Origin of the sequence: Wolbachia endosymbiont of Anopheles demeilloni, from assembly GCF_018491735.2 — a bacterium.
Taxonomy (GTDB): Bacteria; Pseudomonadota; Alphaproteobacteria; order Rickettsiales; family Anaplasmataceae; genus Wolbachia.
The window spans coordinates 66,042-85,282 of the sequence record NZ_CP084694.1 but is presented as its reverse complement, the minus strand read 5'-3'; the positions used below and the strand labels follow the sequence as shown (position 1 = coordinate 85,282).

Annotated in this window: 14 protein-coding genes and 7 pseudogenes; 9 read left to right on the top strand and 12 right to left on the bottom strand. The window is 33.4% G+C overall.

Features of this window, described 5'->3' with window-relative positions:
- Positions 1-16: 16 nt before the first annotated feature.
- Positions 17-186: pseudogene (locus JSQ73_RS00435) on the top strand (IS630-like element ISWpi10 family transposase); the annotation flags it as partial.
- A 13-nt stretch (positions 187-199) separates the two neighbouring features.
- On the opposite strand, the pseudogene JSQ73_RS00430 reads toward JSQ73_RS00435, so the two are convergent.
- From JSQ73_RS00430 to JSQ73_RS00415, 4 genes and pseudogenes are all read right to left on the bottom strand, one after another.
- Positions 200-668, bottom strand: a pseudogene (locus JSQ73_RS00430) (transposase); the annotation flags it as partial.
- 392 nt (positions 669-1,060) lie between these two features.
- The gene (locus JSQ73_RS00425; protein WP_234301777.1) at positions 1,061-1,321 is read right to left on the bottom strand and encodes a helix-turn-helix domain-containing protein; all 261 of its coding nucleotides are present in this window, start codon (positions 1,319-1,321) and stop codon (positions 1,061-1,063) included.
- Positions 1,322-1,343: 22 nt separating this feature from the next.
- Positions 1,344-1,673, bottom strand: coding sequence for a helix-turn-helix domain-containing protein (locus JSQ73_RS00420; RefSeq protein WP_234301776.1), 330 nt, complete (start codon positions 1,671-1,673; stop codon positions 1,344-1,346).
- Between the two features lie 43 nt (positions 1,674-1,716).
- Positions 1,717-2,661 carry a hypothetical protein gene (locus tag JSQ73_RS00415; protein ID WP_234301775.1) on the bottom strand — a complete coding sequence of 315 codons (945 nt, stop codon included), beginning with the start codon at positions 2,659-2,661 and terminating at the stop codon, positions 1,717-1,719.
- A 363-nt stretch (positions 2,662-3,024) separates the two neighbouring features.
- On the opposite strand from JSQ73_RS00415, the gene JSQ73_RS00410 reads away from it, so the two are divergent.
- Positions 3,025-3,897 (top strand): hypothetical protein, encoded by an 873-nt coding sequence (locus JSQ73_RS00410; protein ID WP_234301774.1) that lies wholly within the window; start codon positions 3,025-3,027, stop codon positions 3,895-3,897.
- Between the two features lie 150 nt (positions 3,898-4,047).
- Here the strand turns inward: JSQ73_RS00410 and JSQ73_RS00405 are convergent, their stop codons facing one another.
- The 3 genes from JSQ73_RS00405 to JSQ73_RS00395 form a co-directional block, all read right to left on the bottom strand.
- Positions 4,048-4,239 (bottom strand): hypothetical protein, encoded by a 192-nt coding sequence (locus JSQ73_RS00405; protein ID WP_234301773.1) that lies wholly within the window; start codon positions 4,237-4,239, stop codon positions 4,048-4,050.
- A gap of 164 nt (positions 4,240-4,403) precedes the next feature.
- Positions 4,404-4,739 carry a helix-turn-helix domain-containing protein gene (locus JSQ73_RS00400; RefSeq protein ID WP_214249755.1) on the bottom strand — a complete coding sequence of 112 codons (336 nt, stop codon included), beginning with the start codon at positions 4,737-4,739 and terminating at the stop codon, positions 4,404-4,406.
- Positions 4,740-4,835: 96 nt separating this feature from the next.
- On the bottom strand, positions 4,836-5,081 hold the full coding sequence (locus JSQ73_RS00395; protein WP_234301772.1) for a JAB domain-containing protein: 246 nt from the start codon (positions 5,079-5,081) through the stop codon (positions 4,836-4,838).
- 439 nt (positions 5,082-5,520) lie between these two features.
- On the opposite strand from JSQ73_RS00395, the gene ppdK reads away from it, so the two are divergent.
- The 4 genes from ppdK to JSQ73_RS00375 all read left to right on the top strand — a co-directional run bounded on the left by ppdK (position 5,521) and on the right by JSQ73_RS00375 (position 9,742).
- A complete protein-coding gene (gene ppdK, locus JSQ73_RS00390) occupies positions 5,521-8,190 on the top strand; it encodes a pyruvate, phosphate dikinase (RefSeq protein ID WP_214250045.1) in 2,670 nt (889 codons plus the stop codon).
- A gap of 156 nt (positions 8,191-8,346) precedes the next feature.
- Positions 8,347-8,523: a hypothetical protein gene (locus tag JSQ73_RS00385; RefSeq protein WP_234301771.1), complete on the top strand. Its 177-nt coding sequence runs from the start codon at positions 8,347-8,349 to the stop codon at positions 8,521-8,523.
- A gap of 38 nt (positions 8,524-8,561) precedes the next feature.
- Positions 8,562-9,095: a hypothetical protein gene (locus JSQ73_RS00380; RefSeq protein WP_234301770.1), complete on the top strand. Its 534-nt coding sequence runs from the start codon at positions 8,562-8,564 to the stop codon at positions 9,093-9,095.
- A 35-nt stretch (positions 9,096-9,130) separates the two neighbouring features.
- Positions 9,131-9,742: a hypothetical protein gene (locus JSQ73_RS00375; RefSeq protein WP_234301769.1), complete on the top strand. Its 612-nt coding sequence runs from the start codon at positions 9,131-9,133 to the stop codon at positions 9,740-9,742.
- Between the two features lie 253 nt (positions 9,743-9,995).
- Here the strand turns inward: JSQ73_RS00375 and JSQ73_RS00370 are convergent, their stop codons facing one another.
- Entirely contained in the window at positions 9,996-10,346 is a 351-nt protein-coding gene (locus JSQ73_RS00370; RefSeq protein WP_214250046.1) for a hypothetical protein, read from the bottom strand.
- A 280-nt stretch (positions 10,347-10,626) separates the two neighbouring features.
- Here JSQ73_RS00370 and JSQ73_RS00365 point away from each other — a divergent pair.
- Positions 10,627-10,767, top strand: a pseudogene (locus JSQ73_RS00365) (IS5/IS1182 family transposase); the annotation flags it as partial.
- On the opposite strand, the gene JSQ73_RS00360 reads toward JSQ73_RS00365, so the two are convergent.
- Positions 10,712-11,851: an ankyrin repeat domain-containing protein gene (locus tag JSQ73_RS00360; protein WP_234301768.1), complete on the bottom strand. Its 1,140-nt coding sequence runs from the start codon at positions 11,849-11,851 to the stop codon at positions 10,712-10,714. The pseudogene JSQ73_RS00365 and the gene JSQ73_RS00360 sit on opposite strands and share 56 nt — an antisense overlap.
- 2,100 nt (positions 11,852-13,951) lie before the next feature.
- Here JSQ73_RS00360 and JSQ73_RS00355 point away from each other — a divergent pair.
- Positions 13,952-15,181, top strand: a complete 1,230-nt coding sequence (locus tag JSQ73_RS00355; RefSeq protein WP_214250081.1) for a TomO hydrophobic C-terminal domain-containing protein — start codon at positions 13,952-13,954, stop codon at positions 15,179-15,181.
- 197 nt (positions 15,182-15,378) lie between these two features.
- On the opposite strand, the pseudogene JSQ73_RS00350 reads toward JSQ73_RS00355, so the two are convergent.
- Both JSQ73_RS00350 and JSQ73_RS00345 read right to left on the bottom strand, forming a co-directional pair.
- A pseudogene (locus JSQ73_RS00350) lies at positions 15,379-16,372 on the bottom strand (recombinase family protein); the annotation flags it as partial.
- A gap of 76 nt (positions 16,373-16,448) precedes the next feature.
- Positions 16,449-16,634, bottom strand: a pseudogene (locus JSQ73_RS00345) (group II intron reverse transcriptase/maturase); the annotation flags it as partial.
- A 227-nt stretch (positions 16,635-16,861) separates the two neighbouring features.
- Between JSQ73_RS00345 and JSQ73_RS06880 the strand changes: the two are divergent.
- A pseudogene (locus tag JSQ73_RS06880) lies at positions 16,862-17,765 on the top strand (IS110 family transposase).
- Positions 17,766-17,867: 102 nt separating this feature from the next.
- On the opposite strand, the pseudogene JSQ73_RS00330 reads toward JSQ73_RS06880, so the two are convergent.
- A pseudogene (locus JSQ73_RS00330) lies at positions 17,868-18,899 on the bottom strand (integrase core domain-containing protein).
- Positions 18,900-19,241 lie beyond the last annotated feature (342 nt).

Here is a 19,241-nt window from a genome sequence, read left to right as displayed (position 1 = left end):
TTGTGGGTAAAAGTGAGAGCTAAATCCTGTTGAGAGGTTTTGGTTATTATAAAACAGAATATTTTGCGCAATAAGATATACAATACAATTGCTCTGCTTGAGGGTGCTTTGTGCAAATTTATTACTTCTCTTGCCAGCTCCACAATTAAACAACTCTGCAATGTCTCCTATTTGACTCACCAATAATGAGAATTGGTATAAGAGCTTGAATTTTTCCAATTTCATTAATTACCAAGTGCAATTTGAAGCCAAAAAACCAACCGTATGTGCTCTTACTAATTTCTGCCAAACCATCAAAAACTTTGTTCTTGGAGATCCTTTTTTTGTGGCAAACAGCGATTGTAGAAGTGTCTATGTAGGAAATACCTGTCATTTTTACTGGTTTGCAGAAGCATTGCAAAAGTAATCCATAAAACTCGTGATTTAAGAGCGATAAATCGGTCATATGTTGGCAACTTAGAAAATTCAGATTTATAAAGTGGCAGATAAAGTAGGTAAAAAGCTTTGAAATTTTTGCAAGGGGATTGATGATATAATAGAATTATGGTGAGAATTTCCGAAGTGGTAATTCCTGCTATTCTAGTGGGTTTTCTGCCTTTTGATAGGAGCATATTAGCAAAATTATCATCGACTGTGCAACAAAAATCCTCGACGCAACAGTAAAATATCTTTCTTCATGGGTAACCTCTTAAATTATTGCTAAAATACTTGAGTTTACCCTATTTCCCTCTTTATTAATTCTACTTTTATCTTTTTTCTAATCCATAACTGAGGTTTATAAGTTAATATTCTAAATCTCAATATTTTATGGTGCAAGTTTTTATTTTTAAAACATTATACTTTGTGTAGTGTATAACTACACGCATCAAAGTTAAAGAAAATCGAAAGCAAAATGATGAAGAAAATGAAAGTTTAAGTTTTCTTCAACGACTCAAGGAGAGAATTTATGCTTTAAAGCCTGTATTAGCAAGAGCCTTAATCACTAAATGAACAATGTCACGCAGAGTTTCATCCTCAATTTTTCTATATTCCCTCACTAGCCTTGATATTTCTTCGCTGCCTACATCGCTATGGAAGACCTTATCATGTAAGTCTTCAGAGGCTTTGGTAAAAAAAAATACGACATATCAACCGATAGTACTTCTGCTAATTTATATAACCTATCAACTACAAGCCTAATCTCTCCGCTTTCATATCCTTGTACATGCTGAAATGAAATTTTAAGCTTTTTTCCTAAGTCTCTTTGACTAAAACCACACATTAGCCTTCTTTTCCTTATTCTTTCACCTATTTGTTTATCGATAGGATGTTGTATAGTCATTTTACGTATCAGGTAATATTAACTATGTATTATCACTTTGAGAAAAAGATTTTACCAATATATAAACTGCACTACGTAACCTTTTGCTCTTAATTTCGTTATATCCTTTGACTAACTTTAGTATTTCTTCATCATAAGCTTCATGTGAGTTAGTGTGCATATTAGTAAAAAAGTTAGCAACATCTATCGATAGTGCTTTTGCTAAATCATATAATCTACTGGCCAAAACACAATTTGAACCATTTTCGTACTTTTGTATCTGTCTATACGAAACACCTATTCTCTTTCCCAATTCGGTCTGTGTCAAAGCACGATCTAACCTAAGTTGTTTTATTTTTTTACCTAATTGCACTTTTCACCTTTTATTCAAATTTACAACAAATCTTGTGAAAAAGCTAGCAAAGTAATTGCTTTAATAATTTCTGCCTCTCACTAATTAAATCGTTTGGCCTTACGTATTTTTTCTCAATTTCCCTCATCTCTTTTTCTCGTTCTGCAATGCTATTTCGTATTACTTCAGGCGAATATCTGCTTTTGCCACATGCAAACTCTGATCTTAATCTTCTAACCTTATATTCGAGCTCAGCAAATCTTTCATGCTGCTCAAGAAGCTCTATCATGTGTTTGATTTCAGAATTTAGCTTTTTTTCCTCAACATCTCTCACAATAAAAGAAAGCAGAAGCTTATCTATTTGGTAATCAATATTTGGTTGAGTAGCAAATAGATTGATCATAGCTTTTACATCAGTAGAATTTGCAACTAATAAGCTAAAATTACTACATAAAAAACTATAGAACTTTATCGTCTTCTCAAGATAATTTTTCATATCTTGTGATAATTGCAATTCTTTGTGAATTCCTGACAGCAATATTTTCAATTCTTCCAAGTATTCTACATCAAAATTACCTACTTCTGTAGGTAAAAGGATCATTAGCAGCTTTTTTACAAGCTCAACATCATTTGATTTTACTGCATTATAAAGAGCTTTATCCTTATCTTCTTTTAAATCATAAAGCTCTGACGAGTTATCTATGCTGAATAGATATTCAGTATTTCCCTGAGGAGAGTAGATTAAAATGTCCACTTCTCTTAGCGGGTGGTCATCATTAAATTTTTCTAACAACTCTTTATCGATAGTTTCCTCTATCGCTACAGCTGCTTCACTGATCTTTTTCAGTTCAGAAACATTATCTCTTGAATTTTCAAGTATGTCTTTAGCCTTGTCTAGCAGCTGCTCATATAGAATTATTTTTTCTTCATTATCAAGTAGCTGACAATGCTTCTTCAACTTTTCAGTGGAGTAAGACAAGAGATCCATTTCTTTCAGTTTTACAATCACAATACCCAACTTTGATTGAAATTGAAATAATTTTTACAAGATGTGTTTTTCTAGTATAAATGCCCGCAAAACTTGTTATTATAACATATAGTAAATTAATAAGTCGTATAATATTAATAATTAAATAATATTTATCACGATATATTAATGAAATTACGTGAGGGTTACAATGAAAAAAAATAAATGGTAAAAAATTGCTTAGTAAAATGTTAAAAGCGGTAGAGTGAATAGCAAAAGAAGGGTTATTACCTAATTTTATAAAAGCTGCTCCAACAACAAATAAAAAGATTAGTAAATTACCTGTCTTAACATATCCTGAGGAGCTCAATCCATTTCGATCAGCTTTATGCAGGACAAGACTAAGTGAGTATGAAACTAAATGAATTCCTGGAAAAAGCTATTGCAGCTAAAAATATAAACGAGTTAAGTAAAGTTATCGATGAAGCTTTGGACTTAGGAATAAGAATAAATGCTGCCAATGAAGATGGCTTTGGCTTCGCTAACGTTACAATGTTTAAGATGTATCGTGATGAATTCAAAGGGAATAAACAAGAGGATATAATCAGGAAGTTAGGATTAAATGGAGCAGATTTTAATGTACAAGTTGATAAGAAAATAACTGAAAAGGTGCAAAAAGAAATTGAGCCACAAATATATAGTAGGCTCACAAAACTCAGGGAAGTTGGAGAGAACGCTACTATAGAAGGAACTGTTGAAAATGTAGAAATCGATAATAAGACCTTCTATATGGAATTTTCACATAGCTGCATAGTTGATGTTGCCAAAGTTGTAGAAGGTGCAAAAAATTTGGGTCTAAGCAAAGGAGATTTAAATCTCGGTGGCAATATTATAAAAATAGGTGATGGTGAAGTTGAAGTCAAAACTGGAAAAGACGGCAAAAGAGACTACGTGGATATATCGGATAACAGTGCTTTTACAGTAACACTTTGCACTAGCCTAGGAGAGCTAAATTTAATGGTATATCACGACACAGAAGACTATCATCAAGTACAAGTTGAGGTAGAAGATGAAGAAATGTGGAACGAGTTGCAAGAAATCGGAGAAATCATAGGAAAGGGTTGTTTATTTGGTGGAATGTCTGTTAAAGAAGCAGTAGAAAAAGGCATCTTTACTAGATGTGGAAGGTGGGGCGACCAAAATTCTAAAAGTAGTGAGACCTTTTCTTGGGTGAATAAATTAAAAGATACCAAAACGACATCTGTAGGACGTTCTTAATTGGAGACTATGTAAAACATAGCCTTAGTTATTGCAAAGTAAAGCAGTTTTTAGAATTCAGTCAAGTTTATCATAAAAAATTTACCTTAATTAGTATTGCTTGTAGAAGTGTTTTATATTATAAAAAATACCTGAACTTTAAAATTTGTACTATTTGTTCGCAAGAGCCTTTATCACTGAATGCACAATATCACGCAATGTTTCATCTTTAATTTTTCTATATTCTCTTACTAATCTTGATATTTCTTCGCTGCCTACATCGCTGTGAAAGGCCTTATCATGCAAGTCTTCAGAGGCTTTTGTAAAAAAATATGACATATCAACAGACAGTGCTTCTGCCAAATTATACAGCCTATCAACTATAAGCCTTACCTCTCCAGTTTCATATATGCTGAAATGAAATTCCTAGTTTTTTTCCTAAGTCCCTTTGGCTAAAACCACATATTAGCCTTCTTTTCCTTATTCTTTCACCTATTTGCTTATCGATAGGATGTTGTATGGTCATTTTACGTATCAGATAATATACTTTGAGAAAAAGATTTTACTAATATATAAACTACACTATGTAACCTTTTGCTCTTAATTTCATTGTATCCTTTGACTAATTTTAATATCTCCTCATCATAAGCTTCATGTGAGTCGTCATGCACATCAGTAAAAAAATCATCCACATTAATCGATAGAGCTTTTGCTAAGTCGTATAGTCTACTAGCCAAAATGTGGTTTGAACCATTTTCGTACCTTTGTATCTGCCTATATGAGACACCTATTCTTTTTCCTAACTCAGTTTGTGTTAAACCACAGTATAACCTAAGTTCCTTTATTTTTTTGCCTAATTCCACTTTTTATTACTAATTTTAGCTGTTCAAGCTTATATTGAATTTTTTAATTTATGAAGTGGAAAAAAAGAAGGAAAGCTAGAGAACTTTCCTTCCAGTCTATAGATTACAATAAACCACTGTTATAAAAACTAAATGTGAAATTGCAACAGATGATGCGTCAATCAGTAATCCCTGTTTTATTATTTCCCTCACATATAGAGGCACTCTATCTATAGTTCCACAGTCTTGAACATACTCATATATTAAATGACCACTTCGATCTAAGTATACCACTCGTAAGCTTTCCTTTCTTGACTGTCCTATTGCTGCTTTAAAGTATTTTAGTAGTTCTTCATTATTCATAAAAACCTCCAAGATCAACATTATATACAAATTCAACGCCAGCTTTCTGACGCAGTAGTTCTCGAGGAATAACCCTTTTGAACTCTAAATTTGCAATGTTGTCCTTGTTGCTTGGGCACTGGGATGACAGGAGTGTGAGATAAGGCTACATTCATACTCCAACAGGTATGACGGTGTCATTCCAGCACTTGATGATGTAATCCAGAAGTCTTTACTATAAATAAGCATATTGAGCACAAAATTATGCTAAAACACAACGTTTTTGGTGAGATTATGGACAAACTGGATTCTAGAGTCATGCGCTGGGATGACATTATAGAGGTCGTTGAGATGACAGAAAAGAGTACTGGAATGAAAGGAAAAGGGACTGTTTAATGTATTGGCTATGCTGAATTTTACAAAATTTATTACTCCTGCCTGATAAATTTATTAGAATAGTATGTATATTAGTGAAAATCCGAAAAAAATGCAAGAAAAGTTAATATATTACTTTAGCCAAAGCAACTGTGAAGGCAATGCAGCAATGAGAAATCTACTAGGAGGGAAGGGAGCAAATCTGGCAGAGATGTGTAACATTGGCATTCCTGTTCCACCTGGTTTTACAATTTCTACTGCTGTTTGTCAGGCCTATTGTCAAGATAATGAATTGTCTTGTGATCTACGTAACGAGATAAAAAACTACATGGCGATGCTCGAAGGTGACATCGGTTGTAAATTCGGGGATTCAAATAATCCTTTATTAGTTTCCATACGCTCTGGTAGTGTGAATTCAATGCCGGGCATGCTTGATACTATTTTAAATGTTGGTCTAAATTATGAAACCGTTGTTGGGCTTGCAAAAAAAAGTGGCAAACGTTTTGCTTACGATAGCTACTGCCGTTTCATCATGATGTACTCCAATGTTGTACTACAGCTTGATCATCACCTATTTCAAGATGTTATTGATAATGAGCAGCAAAAGAGTGGAGCAAAAAGCTTAGCTGATCTTGATGTTGATGTTTTAAAGAGAATTGTTAACGATTTTAAAAAGATAGTATATGAAAAAACTGAGAAACATTTTCCGCAGAACGTTGAAGAGCAATTATTAAACTCAGTTAATGCAGTATTTGCCTCTTGGAAAAATGATAGGGCTGTTTCCTATAGAAAAATAAATAATATTCCTGAAAACCTTGGAACTGCAGTTAATGTACAAGCAATGATTTTTGGCAATCTGAATGATAATTCAGCAACTGGTGTGATATTTACACGAAATCCTTCAACTGGAGAAAAAAAGCTTTTTGGTGAGTTTTTAGTTAATGCTCAGGGTGAGGATGTGGTTTCTGGTGTTTATACTCCTATGCCAATTGACGGGGAGCAAGAAAGTACCATGGAGAAGTTGCTACCAAGTGTCTACCGAGAATTATGCGCGGTATGTGAAAAACTTGAAAGGCATAATAAGGACATGCAGGATATCGAATTTACTGTACAGGACGGTAAGTTATGGATTTTGCAGACTAGGTCTGGCAAGCGCACAGCCGAAGCTGCTATTCGCATAATAGTTGATATGGTAAACGAAGGAGCGATTACAAAAGAGGAAGGAATATTGAGAATTGATCCAAAAACTTTTGACAATTTATTGCATCCAGTTCTTGACGTTAAAGGTGACCAAAAAGTAATAGGGAAGGGGCTGCCGGCTTCTCCAGGGGTTGCTTCTGGATATGTAGTGTTTAGTGCAAGTGATGCTGAAAAAGCTGCAGAGCAGGGCAAAAAAGTGATTTTAGTAAGGTCAGAAACGAGTCCTGAAGATATTAATGGAATGAATGCTGCAAGTGGTATAGTAACAGCACGGGGAGGGATGACTTCGCATGCTGCTGTTGTAACCCGTGGAATGGGTAAGCCATGCATTTGCAGTGTGAGTGGACTTTATATCGATAAAGATGGAACTTTCTTTTCTTTAGGGGATACAAAAGTAAATAAAGGTGAATCAATTACCATCAACGGAGGAACAGGGGAGGTTATGCTTGGCATTCTCCCTACAATTTCACCTGAATTATCGCAAGAATTCAAAACGATAATCAACTGGATAGATGAAATTAAAACGATCAAAGTGAGAGCGAACGCTGATACTCCAAAAGATGCAAAAATTGCAAAAGGATTCGGTGCAGAAGGTATAGGATTATGTCGCACAGAACATATGTTTTTTGCTAGTGATAGAATCGAATTCATTCAAAAATTGATAATAGCTGATGATGAAAATGAAAGGGCAAATGCATTAAATAAACTCGAAGAAATGCAAAAGTCTGATTTCAAAGAAATGTTTTCTATTATGGAGGGCAAGGAAGTCACTATACGATTACTTGATCCACCTCTACATGAATTTTTACCTCATGATCAATCCATTATAGAAAAAATCGCCAAATCACTGAATAAGTCAGTTGAATCGGTAAAAAATAAAATAGTACAGTTATCAGAAAAAAATCCAATGCTTGGCCATCGAGGGTGTAGGCTTGCTATTTCTCATCCTGAAATATATAAAATGCAGATTAGGGCAATACTCAGTGCTGCAAGTGAATTAAGGAAAGAAAAGAAGATAGAAGTGAAACCTGAAATCATGATTCCTTTTATCATGAGCGAGAAAGAGTTTGTTCTGATATGCGAGTTAGTAAAGAAAGAAGCTAAAAATTTCGATGTGAATTATTCAATCGGAACGATGATAGAACTGCCAAGAGCAGCACTTATTGCTGACAAACTCGCAAAACACGCAGAATTTTTTAGTTTTGGCACTAATGATTTAACACAAACAACTATGGGACTTTCACGAGATGATTCAGTTAATTTCCTCGATTCTTATAAGGAAAGCAACATATTCAAAAACGATCCCTTTGAGGTGCTAGATGTCAAAGGGGTAGGGGAATTAATCAGAATAGCTATCGAAAGGGGCAAAAAAACCAGAAAAGAAATTAAACTTGGTATATGTGGAGAGCATGGAGCGAATCCACAGTCCATAGAGTTTTTCATCAAATCAGGGGTTGATTATGTGTCATGCTCGCCCTATAGAGTACCAGTTGCAAAATTAGTGGCAGCACAGCTTAGCATAAGTTTGTTGGGCAGCACAACTGTACGAGCATAGATTTCGCTAACAAGTAGCGGAATGATGATTGTTCAAATTGTCGATAAATCTAAGTCAGTTTAGCTATTTTGCTGTTACTTTTTTCTTAATATCTTAAGAAAAATTGACTTTTTGTTTTAAATAATATAAGATAAAATAATAGTGAGTGAGGTAAAAATGTCAATATCAAAAGAACGTAAGGAATATTTACTAGAAAAGTTTAAATATGCTGCCAAAGAATTTGGCAAATCTGGTACAAAGTCCAATCATCTAGCAGTACCAAAGGAACAGCAACTCTCTATTGATTTAGGTAATAGAAAGGTTTTTGGTATCATAAATAAGATTCTGTATTAGATAGAGAATAATTTTACTTATTTTTTTCACGATATAATTTGTTTCCAGAAGTTGGAGTTGAAGGAAGAAAAATTCCTGGAACTAATACAAGAGTTAAGTATTTTACTTCAGATGACCAAGCAGAATATACTAAAATTCCTTATAAAGGAAAATTATACGTGGACTTAATGCCAGAAGTGGAAGGTAATAAGTTAAAAGGCTTTAAAGGCAAACTATATGATACAACTGATAAAATTAGTAAGGGTAAAAAAGGTTGTGTAGCTTATGTTATCACGCTTGATGGAAAATTAGTAACTCATGAACATATTAATGTTAACAAAAGCGAATGGGCTTATCGTCATTCAACTCTTGCAGGTGGTAGGCCAATTTTATGTTCTGGTTTAATGAAAGTGGTAAATGATAAAATAACTTATATAGACAATGATAGCGGGCATTATAAAACAGAATCAGCAAACTTATACAATTCAGTGAAAAAGTTAGAAGGTCTATTTTCGAAAGATGCGAAAGTTGTTTGCTTACCATATTGGATTAGCTTGAAAAAACAAATTCCGCTACACGCAAAATTACTCTAGCCAAACGAGAGCCAGTAGAGGAATTCTTGAAAAGGATGGAGAAAAAATGGAAAGATGGATTGACTCAATATGAAAGACATTTTGAAAAGATAAAGGAATTTAATGAGCAGTATGAACAAAAATTGCTTCTTGCAAACTATAAGTCACCTACAAATGAACTGTCCTACAAACCAACTATACATAAAAAACACAGATTGAAATACTCTGAATATATTAACTTACACCTTAATTTTTTAAAAGAGTTTGATGAAAATCCTGAAGTGCAAAAAATAGCAATAGAACATTCAATAAGAAGGGTTATTGGAGCAAATTATGGCCATAAACCTACAGTTGCGCTTGCTAAGGCACAGGTAATAGATAAAGATGCAAAGCTGCAAGAAACGGACGAAATAGTATGTATAAATGTTGCTTTTCACCATGAGAATGATCGTGATGGCTTTGCTAAACTTCTAGATTTTAAAAAGTATAGCTATATTTGCGAACCTCATTTGCAAGATAAAAAAAATAGAGCCGATATGGAAAAATTAATGCCTAATAAATGGGTAGCTTTTATGAGTACAGAACAGGCTAACAAGTTTGTAAAGGATACTTTACAAATTAAAATTGATAGTGTTGAACAATTGGGTACCCGTTTAGTGAAGAGCTAAACTCTATTAAATATATGCTAATATATCTACTCATCAGGGTGGCAAAATAGGTAGATGAGAGAAATACAACCATAAAAACAAAATGGTTGTCATGAAAGTAACTGATAATGGCTTCTTTTCTCGATTCCAGTGTCACGCACTGGAATGACACCCTTTTAGTTGCTGTACTAACATTGTGGTACAACAGACCAAGATGGAGTTAATAGGTTCTCCTCTTCCTGAAAATATGGAAAGTCAGTAAAAAAATCAGGCACTAGCACTTCAGCTCTGCAGTTGAGTCAATATGAGAGAGTAAGTCTACAAAAGTAGACTTACTAATTGAACTTTGATCCTTTATTTTACTATAGAACAACATTGAATCTGCGAGATCATAGAATTTATTTCCAATCTCTCTGAATGTACTACTTATATCAATAGGTGTCGACTCTTCTTGTGAATCAGATTTAAATAAGCCATGAGTATCTTTCAGACGACAGTACCACTTGCAATTATTTCGCTCTGCTGTTACCCACCAACTATTACCTGGGGACTTTTCTTCACATTCTCTATAGCAATCATGAAGTGCCTTCCATTGAAATAGAGGGTTTAGTATAGGGTTTGTCATAATATACTCCTTAATTATAAAACTAATAGCACGTTAGTACTTATATGCTAATATAATGTTAATTCTTATATTGACATAATAACTTTTCGGATAAGGTTTCTTAATTAAAAATTTCATTTTGGCAAATTTACTTATTGTAGGAAAATTTGCTTAGAACCTGTACATGATCTCAAAAAAGGGATAGAATGAGAGGATAAAGTAGGATATGGGAAGTTTATATCCAAGTGATATAAGTCGAGGAAAGTTTGAGATTATTGTAGCAGATCTGAAGTCTTGCAGGAAGAGGACAAATGTTGAGAGATCTTCTTTTGCCTGGTTGCAAAAATGTAGGCGACTTTGGAAAAATTGCGAGCGGAAACTCAACACTAGCCTGCAAATGGTCGTTCTTGCTTTCGCTGCTTTGCTTCTGAAAAGATTATGAACAGGTTCTTAGCAATACCCTTCCTGTTATTACTTCTAGCGATGTCTATGGAAGTCTTACCCTCCATGTTTAAAATATTAGCGTTAGCTCTTTTTCTAAATAGAAACCTGATAATTTCTAACTCGTCATTACAAACAGCAATATGTAACAGTGTATCACCACGTTGATTAACCTGACAATTAAAATCCAACCTTGGATGTGCTCTAAAAAAAACTTTTAGCTTTTCAAGCTTTTCCATTTCTAAAAGACTACAGTTCTCTATAGTATTAATAAGTTCTTCATATATTTGCTCCAAGGACAGTTCTTTTAACATACTCTGAACTTGAGTTAGGTCAGAATAAGGTAATGGTTGCTGAACTTCCTTTCTGAGTATTGGCTCAAAATGAGAATATCCTCCATTTATTATATGCAAGATACTACCATCGTTATAATCAACTTTATCATATCCACCTATATTTCTTAAACCTGAATCATCTATTAATTGATGCAAAAAAGGCTCTTGTTGATTATCATTAGTATACCATGGATTGCTCTCTATAACATGTAGCTTGACATTATACTTTTTACAAATTAGCCTTCCCTCAATCTCAACCCTACCCCATATAGGAGCTTGTAATGTACTTCCATACTTTGAGCCAGTTAATGCTTGATGCAAGGGTAGATTTGTGCTCTTCATTTTTTCTATATCTTCAACAGTATATTCTATGCTATCCAAGTAAGCACTCCATAATTCATCATCATTAATACCAGGCTGCGGAAGTATTACTCCATAACCCTCAAGCTTTCTAGCATCCTGTATAACTTGCTTTCTTAATTGTTGATCATTTAAAGCTAGCTTCTTACAAACTTGACGTAAAGACTTAACAGTAAATTCCATGCCAGGCCTAAGCTGTCTAAGTCCCTGTGCAACTGCATCAAAGAAACAATCTCCTCCTCCAATTGCTTTTCCTATTGTAAAACCTTCTGGCAGCTTTAATATTTGCTGACTGCTAGATAGTAGTGTGTCTTCTTTTTGTTTTTGCATTCTTATTAACCTAGATTGATTATCTATTACTTGTTCCTTTGTATTTTCTTTACCTAACATAAAGCCCCCTATATTTTAATATTCATATTTTGATGATTTTGTCGTAAACCTCTTTTCTAAAGATTGGTTTCAACATTTGATTCTTATGCAGCTGTACCAAACCAATTTGCTGTAGAAACCTTAAGTTAATTCCAAGTAACTTTGATTGCTGAGTAACAGTGTGCTTTTCTTTTGATTTCTTACTAAACTAGATATATTCTTAAAAAAGCCAAGATTGCTTTCTGAATGATGTACATAATACAATGCATCTGACTCAACATCTCATATATTTATTATGTTAAAGTCCACTATAGCTAAAGAAATCTAGCAGAACAAGAACCTTTTTGCATGTTTTAGTATTTTTAAAAACTAAAGCCAGTGCTTGCAAAAATACTTCTATTTTTTTACTTTAATGTACTAACTGATCCTTTCTATTTTTAAATAAATTAATACCCACTTAATCTCACACATCACTAAAAACCTAAATTACACAGCCATTTCCAGAACCCAAAACTAGCTAGTGAGAGAAGAGTTTGTTTTGGGATGCGTTGGACTTCCGCTCAATACGTGCGAATTTTTCTTTATAATAATTTTACTATACGCTAAAACTAGCTACATTAGCCCATTTCATCTACATATGAACTAATCTACTTAACTTTGTTGTAACAATTTTATGCTTTTATTTTTACAACGCTGCTTTTGTTTTAATTGTTCTCAAAAATGTAGGTACTTTTTTGCGTTTTAGAAAAAGTCAATAATCGGATTTTTTGTGATGCTAAATGAGATTCATGTTTTAAAACGTTTCTTTGTTACACTTTCCACAAGCGGTCTTATCTCATATGTTAAAAGATTAAATAGATAAATATGTGCTATGAAATGCGTATGGAAAAGTTAGCCTAATCAACTTTTTTACCAATTTTAGAGTGAGTTGACAATCATTAAAATATTAGCTAAAATTGTTATAACTATAAGATAGAGAGATACGTAATGCCTGCTACTTTAATATTAAAACAATTCGGCGGATTCACTAAAGTAAGTGTAAGTCAATTGATATAATGGTTAAAAAAGAATCCAAAAAATATCAAAAAGCTTTCTTTTCAAAGTGAAGGTAAAGATAATGGAGAGGCTTTTAATCATTACATTGAGGATTTTATTAAGTCCGCAAATCTAGAAGAAGCTCAATACCTAAACTTAAACTGGTGCGAGATTGGTGGTGGGGTTATAGAGGCTCTTCTAGAAAAATCTCATACTCTAAAAAAATTTACACGCCTCTTATTTATGGACCATAGACTTAGTGCTAAAGGCATAAAAGACCTGGCTCAACTTGAACACTCATTTAAAAATAGAGGACAAAAATTAAATGTCGAACATGTTAAATTGAATTCGAGTTATGAGTGCAAAGCTTTTTATTACTTTTTAAAAAATGAATATAAAAATCAATCTTCTAATACTGTAAATGCAGATAATATAAAAAAATGATCTTTGATATAGCAAGATCGGATAACAATGGAGACTGGCTTAAATATATACTAGAGCAATCTGAGAAATACCCTTTCTTAATTAATTCAAGAAGTGAACATGGAGAGACTGTACTTGATTTGTATCGTCATTCCCATGTAATGCAAAATTTCTGTTTAGCCATGGTTTGATTCCTGCAGAAGAGCCTGAAAGAACTACTTAACCACAGAATATCTCACAAAATAAACAGTCTGTCCATTTAAAAGAAGTATCTAAGAGAACACGTTTTGCTGTTAAAAAACTAGTAGAACTTCTACCAGATAGCAAGGATAAATTAGAGCAAGCTGCAACTTCTTATATGGAAAATATTTCTCAATTATTCTCTCAGGAGTGTCAAGAAAACAAGGTAAAAGTAGGGTTACTTTGCCTGAGTGAAAATGGGAAAAAACTCCTAATGAAAAAAAAAAGAAAAAACTGCACTAAGTAATAAATCTTATATTGAAGAAATAGTTAAAATAGGTCGCCAAGAATTGCAACAAAAAATATTTAATTAAAGATAACAAAGGTAAATATACTGAAGCAATATCTACTATAGAACTGCAATATGATTATACGAGTGATGATGCAAAAATTACTATACCTCAATCCATAGGTTGTATTAAGTTGCTAATTGATAAAACCTCTACTGATATTTCACGCAATGAGAGACAGGAATTACTTACTGCACTTGCAGAACAGAACCCAGAAGCAGTAAAAAACAAGTTATCTACCATACAACGAAAACTTAGAAAGCATAATATTACTGAAGAACAAATAACTACTAAAGCTGAATTTCATCAATTATTAAATGATGTGAGTACTGAGAAAGTGAATAAACTGTTTCAGGAGATTAGTGGATTTAAAATAGAAGAAATGTGGAAAACACAAAAAGAATTTTTGTTGCTAGAGGAAATATATGAGGCAGCAACCACATACGAGGGCAAACGTTCTAATGCCTGTACTCAAGGTACATGGAGTCAAATTATCAACAGCATAAATCAAATTAATGAACCATTAAAGGAAGAGTGCGATAAATATTTGCAACAAGAAAAAAAACTGGAAAATCAACTAAACTTTATCACTGAGGGAAATATTACAGAATTTGTAGAAATTTTAGCTAGCAAATTAATTCAAGATGATCAAAACAATTCAGAATTGGGAATCAATTTGATTGAAGATTTTATAATAGATACAATAGATCTTGATCGTCCTGAAAAAATTACACCTGCACAGCAAAAGGTTTTAGCAGAAATCAATCGGAAATTTACTGAAAGTATTAAGAAATTCTTACCTAATTATACTAGAAATATACCAACACTTCAGGAATATAAAATTATCATTAACAAATTACTTAAAGTTAAGGCAATCGAGGATTATGCAAAACAACTGCAAAAAACACCGATACAAGAACATGTTATATCTCCTGATGATGAGTATGAACAAGATGAACAGGAAAAGTTATCTTATAGCAACTTAAGTGAAATTCGGTTAGATGCAAAACTAACACCAATAAAAATACCTTTTATAGCTAATAGAGATTCTGATCAAGTAAGTAATACTCAAGGTAATCACAAAAAATCTAATGATCTAAATAAAAATAACCCTGCTTTATTACAAAATACGAAAAGAAGCAAACTGCCTGTTACAGCAGCTTCTGCACTTGCAATAGCTGGAATTGTTTTAGGAATAACTATTGTAGTTTGCTCAGGAATGTTAGCAGTAGGAATAGCAGTTGGAGTTTGTTGTTTAATTGCTGCTGCAGTCATATACTGTTGTAATAGTCCTGCAAATTCACTTGAAAATAGCAATGCTGAAGTTGTAATGAATCAAGGGCAGAATTATAACTCAAGGTAAGGAGAAATAGCAGGAGGGTTAGCTTTGTTACCTATGAAAGGTCGCCTATACAAGCAACTCATTGAAAATCTTGTTTTTTTGCAATCAATTTATCCAGTTTAGCGGAAGTGTTAAGTTTATTAATTTCTCCAAAATGAGATCTAGGAATTAGAAAAGATTTAACAATTTATAGATTCTTCTAAGGAAATTATTTTTTATTAGCAGACAGTGTGCTTAAACTCATAAAATCTCTTCATCTGCTCACCCCACAGCATCGATATTTCCTTCAAATCAGCTAACTTTAAACCCCTTGGCTGTCTCCCATTTACTATATCTTCTTTAATCTTTGGTGCTAAATAATTCAATCTTAAAATTTGTTGTATACGTCTTGTACCTATATTAATTTTCTTACTCATCTCCTTCACACTTTCGTATTTTCCCTCTTCTAGTTGCCGTTTCCACAGATGGGCTTTTACCACTGCTTTCAGTAACGCATTGTTTGTTTTGCCTTCTAGCTCAATTACTGTGCATTTCTTTCCCTTCTTCTTTATTGGTATAAATTTTTCCTCTGATTCAATGCACCTCTATTCCATCTTCTCTCACCATTACTCCCTTTATTAACTTTTTCACTACTTCTTTCTGTTCTCTGAAGCTTAAATTTTCTCCATCCCCATATAAGCATTCGGCTCTTTTCATCACTTCTTTTTCTATTTCCCCAGCTACTATAGTTCGATTTACTGATTCACAATTCTTTCCCCTTAAGTGATTGTTGCATACTTAATATCTATACCTTTTGTTCTCTTTTTTTGAGTATGTCAGCGTTATATTTACATCACAGCTCTTGCACTTGATTATTCCCTTTAGCAGTGCTTCCTCATATTTTGCTTTTCTATATGGCTGATTACTTATCAATTCCTGAGCTTTTTGCCGTTTTTCTTCTTCTATTATTGCTTCATGCTTTCCCTCATACTCTTTTGCATAATGTCTGATTTTTTCCATATATATTGGATTTGTTACTATTCTTCTCACATTTGCCTTTTTAAAGATACCTGATTTCGTTCTGTAACCTTGATTATTCAACTCCTTTGCTAATTCTGCCATTGACTTCAGCTCCAAATATCTTTCAAATATATGCTTCACTGTTTTTGCTTCTTTTTCATTTATTATTAATTCTTTATCTTTTACATCATACCCTAGCGGTAAAGTTCCAGGAGAGTAGACCAGCGGAACTTCCCCAGCCAGTCTCTCGCAAAACTGTACGTAAATCTCTCGATTTATACAGCTTCCATTATTCAGCCTTTTGACCTAACCCTAATGTCCAGTGGTAGAAAGTCTTTGGATTCTCTTCTTTTATTTTTCCTAGAAGTTGCCTTGCTAGTCTTTTTCCAAGTTTCGGATATTTCTTTCTTGTCCACTTTTCTAGATGTTGCTCTACATTGTTAAGAAGTTTATACACCTCCGATTGGTAAAACCTGCCATAGTATTGATACTAGCCTCTGACTATTGGATTGTATATTAAATCAAAGTTGCAAGGCTATAATGAGCAAGCTGTCAATTGGATTGATTGATAGAAATCGTAGGAATCTCAGTACACTCCTTGCTTAAAAAATGTAGTACGAACGGTAGGGGGATTAAAAAGATCGAATCACAATCCTGTACATCATTTATATTGTTATTTGATTATAATTTATAGGTGCAAAAATGGCTAGAACAGTTTTTATGGGTATTGATGTTTCAAAAGAGACACTTGATATTTCAATCAACAATAAACATCAGCGTATAGAAAATGCAGAAAAAGCTATATCTGAGTTTATAAAGTCAAAAATAGTTAATATATTTGTTGAATTATGTGTAAACAGGCGGTTATGAAAAACTTGTCGTAAAATTGTTACAAGAACATAGTATAGTTGTTCATAGAGCTCACCCAAACCGGGTATATGCGTTTGCGAAAGCTTGTAACCATTTTGCAAAAACAGACAAATTAGATGCAAAATTGCTAGAAAAGTATGCTGAATTTATCAAAAAAAACGATTAGGTAGTAGAATATATAGTTTCACAAAAACAAGAAGAACTAAGAGCAATTGAGCGTAATCTAAGCGATGCAAATATGTGTCTTTTACATAATGTGACAGGAAAAGCCAGAGAATATATAGTAAAGCAGATAGAATTTGCCAAAAAACAATTAGAGCAAGTTAGGCAAGACATAATAGACTCTGACCCTGATTTGAAGGAAAAAAGCAAATTTCTAACTAGCTATAAAGGTATTGGACGCAAAATTGCGAGTATCCTACTCATAGAAGTACCTGAGCTTGGTAGATTAGATAATAAAGAAATAGCCTATCTAATTGGAGTTGCACCAAAAATTAATGAAAGCGGAAGAAAGGTAAGCAAAGCTCAAATCATAGGTGGCAGGTTTTATGCTCGAAAAGCATTATACATATCTGCTGTGGTCGCAATGCGTCATAACAGGAAAATGAAAGCTCTTTATCAGTGCTTAGTTGCTTCTGGCAAAGCCGCTAAAGTTGCATTAGTTGCTGTCATGAGAAAAATCATTATTTGTTTAAATGCCATGGTAAAAAACAATAGTTTTTATCTTGACGCTTAAGACGGTAGATTCCAGTACTGGAATGACAAGAAATCTAATATTTTCACATTTCCTGAACAATGCTTATTTGTACTAGACACAACTTAATCTGACAGGTGAGAATTAACTGACAGAAGAATTTAGGTGGTTAAAACTAATATCAGTCTTTTGTTTAATGTTACTAATATTTTTCTGAAAAGCAATTTGTTTGCTATCAAGAAAAGTTTGCATAGGCATAGCAATATTTGCCTGAATGAGGCCTTGTCTCATTGTAAGAACGCAGCCAATGATCAACATCAATCTGCAGATCTTCCAAAGAACTGTAGATTTTCTTTCTAAAGATAATATTGTAACACTCATCTTGCATAGTTTTATGAAACCTCTCGCATATTCCATTAGTTTGTGGAGAATTGTCCTTAGTTCTTGAATGATCAATGTTTTCAATTCCCAAGTAAAGCTGATAAGCATGATTCTCTGGTTTACCACAGTCCCTATCAGTCAAAATGCGGGATAATGGCACATTTTGTCCATCAAAGAATGGTATATTAAGAAGATCTGCAGCAGTGATTGCAGTTTTGTCTGTTTGCCATAGCAACCCTTGAATAGGTATCAATGAAAGTTTGCTGGCAGATCCTTCCTATACCTTTGATATTGCCTACATAATAAGTGTCTTGAGAACCCAAATAACCAGTGTTTCAATTTCACCATGTGCTTCCCTTTGTTCTTTCACTTTCTCTAAAGCTGCAAGTTGCTCTTCAGTTAAAATTATGTCATCTTGTGCAACCTTCGCTTCAAGGGCTTTAAGTCTTTTTTTGAACGTTTCAATGTCGTTTCTTAGCCATACAACCACCTTCGGATACCTCTTTTTCTCAGCTCATTTGCAGCTCTTTGCTGTCCATATGATGGAAATTCTGTTGCAATATTTACTACTGCTCTTTCTATATCTTCGGAAACTCTGTTTGCAAATAGCGGTTTTTTCTTGCTGATTTCATGTAACGCCTCTTCTCCTCCATTTTCGTATAACTCCTTGAATCTATAAAACGTATCTCTTGAATATCCAATTAACTTGCACGCTTGAGATACATTCCCGAGCTGTTTTGCTAGCTCTAATAAACCTAGTTTTGGTTTTAATATTTTTGTTTGTATTGTATTCATTTCTAACACTCCTTTCTTTTATTATTTTATAACTTACTTTTTTAAAGTGTAAGATTAAGTCTAAACTATTACACTTTAATGTAACTATTGGATTTGCTTTTGTCATACTCCCCCTTTACTAAAGCCTTCAAAATTGATTATACCATAGGAATTGTTAATAGATTATTGACGATATATGAGTGTAAAAATGGCTTTGTACTACCTGTATAATAAATACGCTAAGGCAAAGTTAATACTTTCTACCTAGTAATTTCCTCCCTAGAAACCCTTCTTAACTCTTCACGTTCTGCCCATGAAACCTTTTTGTTGTTAGACTCGCTTATTACTTCAGGATGCATTAAT

Coding starts and splice junctions, on each gene's coding strand:
- JSQ73_RS00425 (WP_234301777.1), bottom strand. CDS start 1,321: ATGACTATACAACATCCTATCGATAAACAAATAGGTGAAAGAATAAGG.
- JSQ73_RS00395 (WP_234301772.1), bottom strand. CDS start 5,081: ATGAATAATGAAGAACTACTAAAATACTTTAAAGCAGCAATAGGACAG.
- ppdK (WP_214250045.1), top strand. CDS start 5,521: ATGTATATTAGTGAAAATCCGAAAAAAATGCAAGAAAAGTTAATATAT.
- JSQ73_RS00385 (WP_234301771.1), top strand. CDS start 8,347: ATGTCAATATCAAAAGAACGTAAGGAATATTTACTAGAAAAGTTTAAA.
- JSQ73_RS00375 (WP_234301769.1), top strand. CDS start 9,131: ATGGAGAAAAAATGGAAAGATGGATTGACTCAATATGAAAGACATTTT.
- JSQ73_RS00370 (WP_214250046.1), bottom strand. CDS start 10,346: ATGACAAACCCTATACTAAACCCTCTATTTCAATGGAAGGCACTTCAT.
- JSQ73_RS00360 (WP_234301768.1), bottom strand. CDS start 11,851: ATGTTAGGTAAAGAAAATACAAAGGAACAAGTAATAGATAATCAATCT.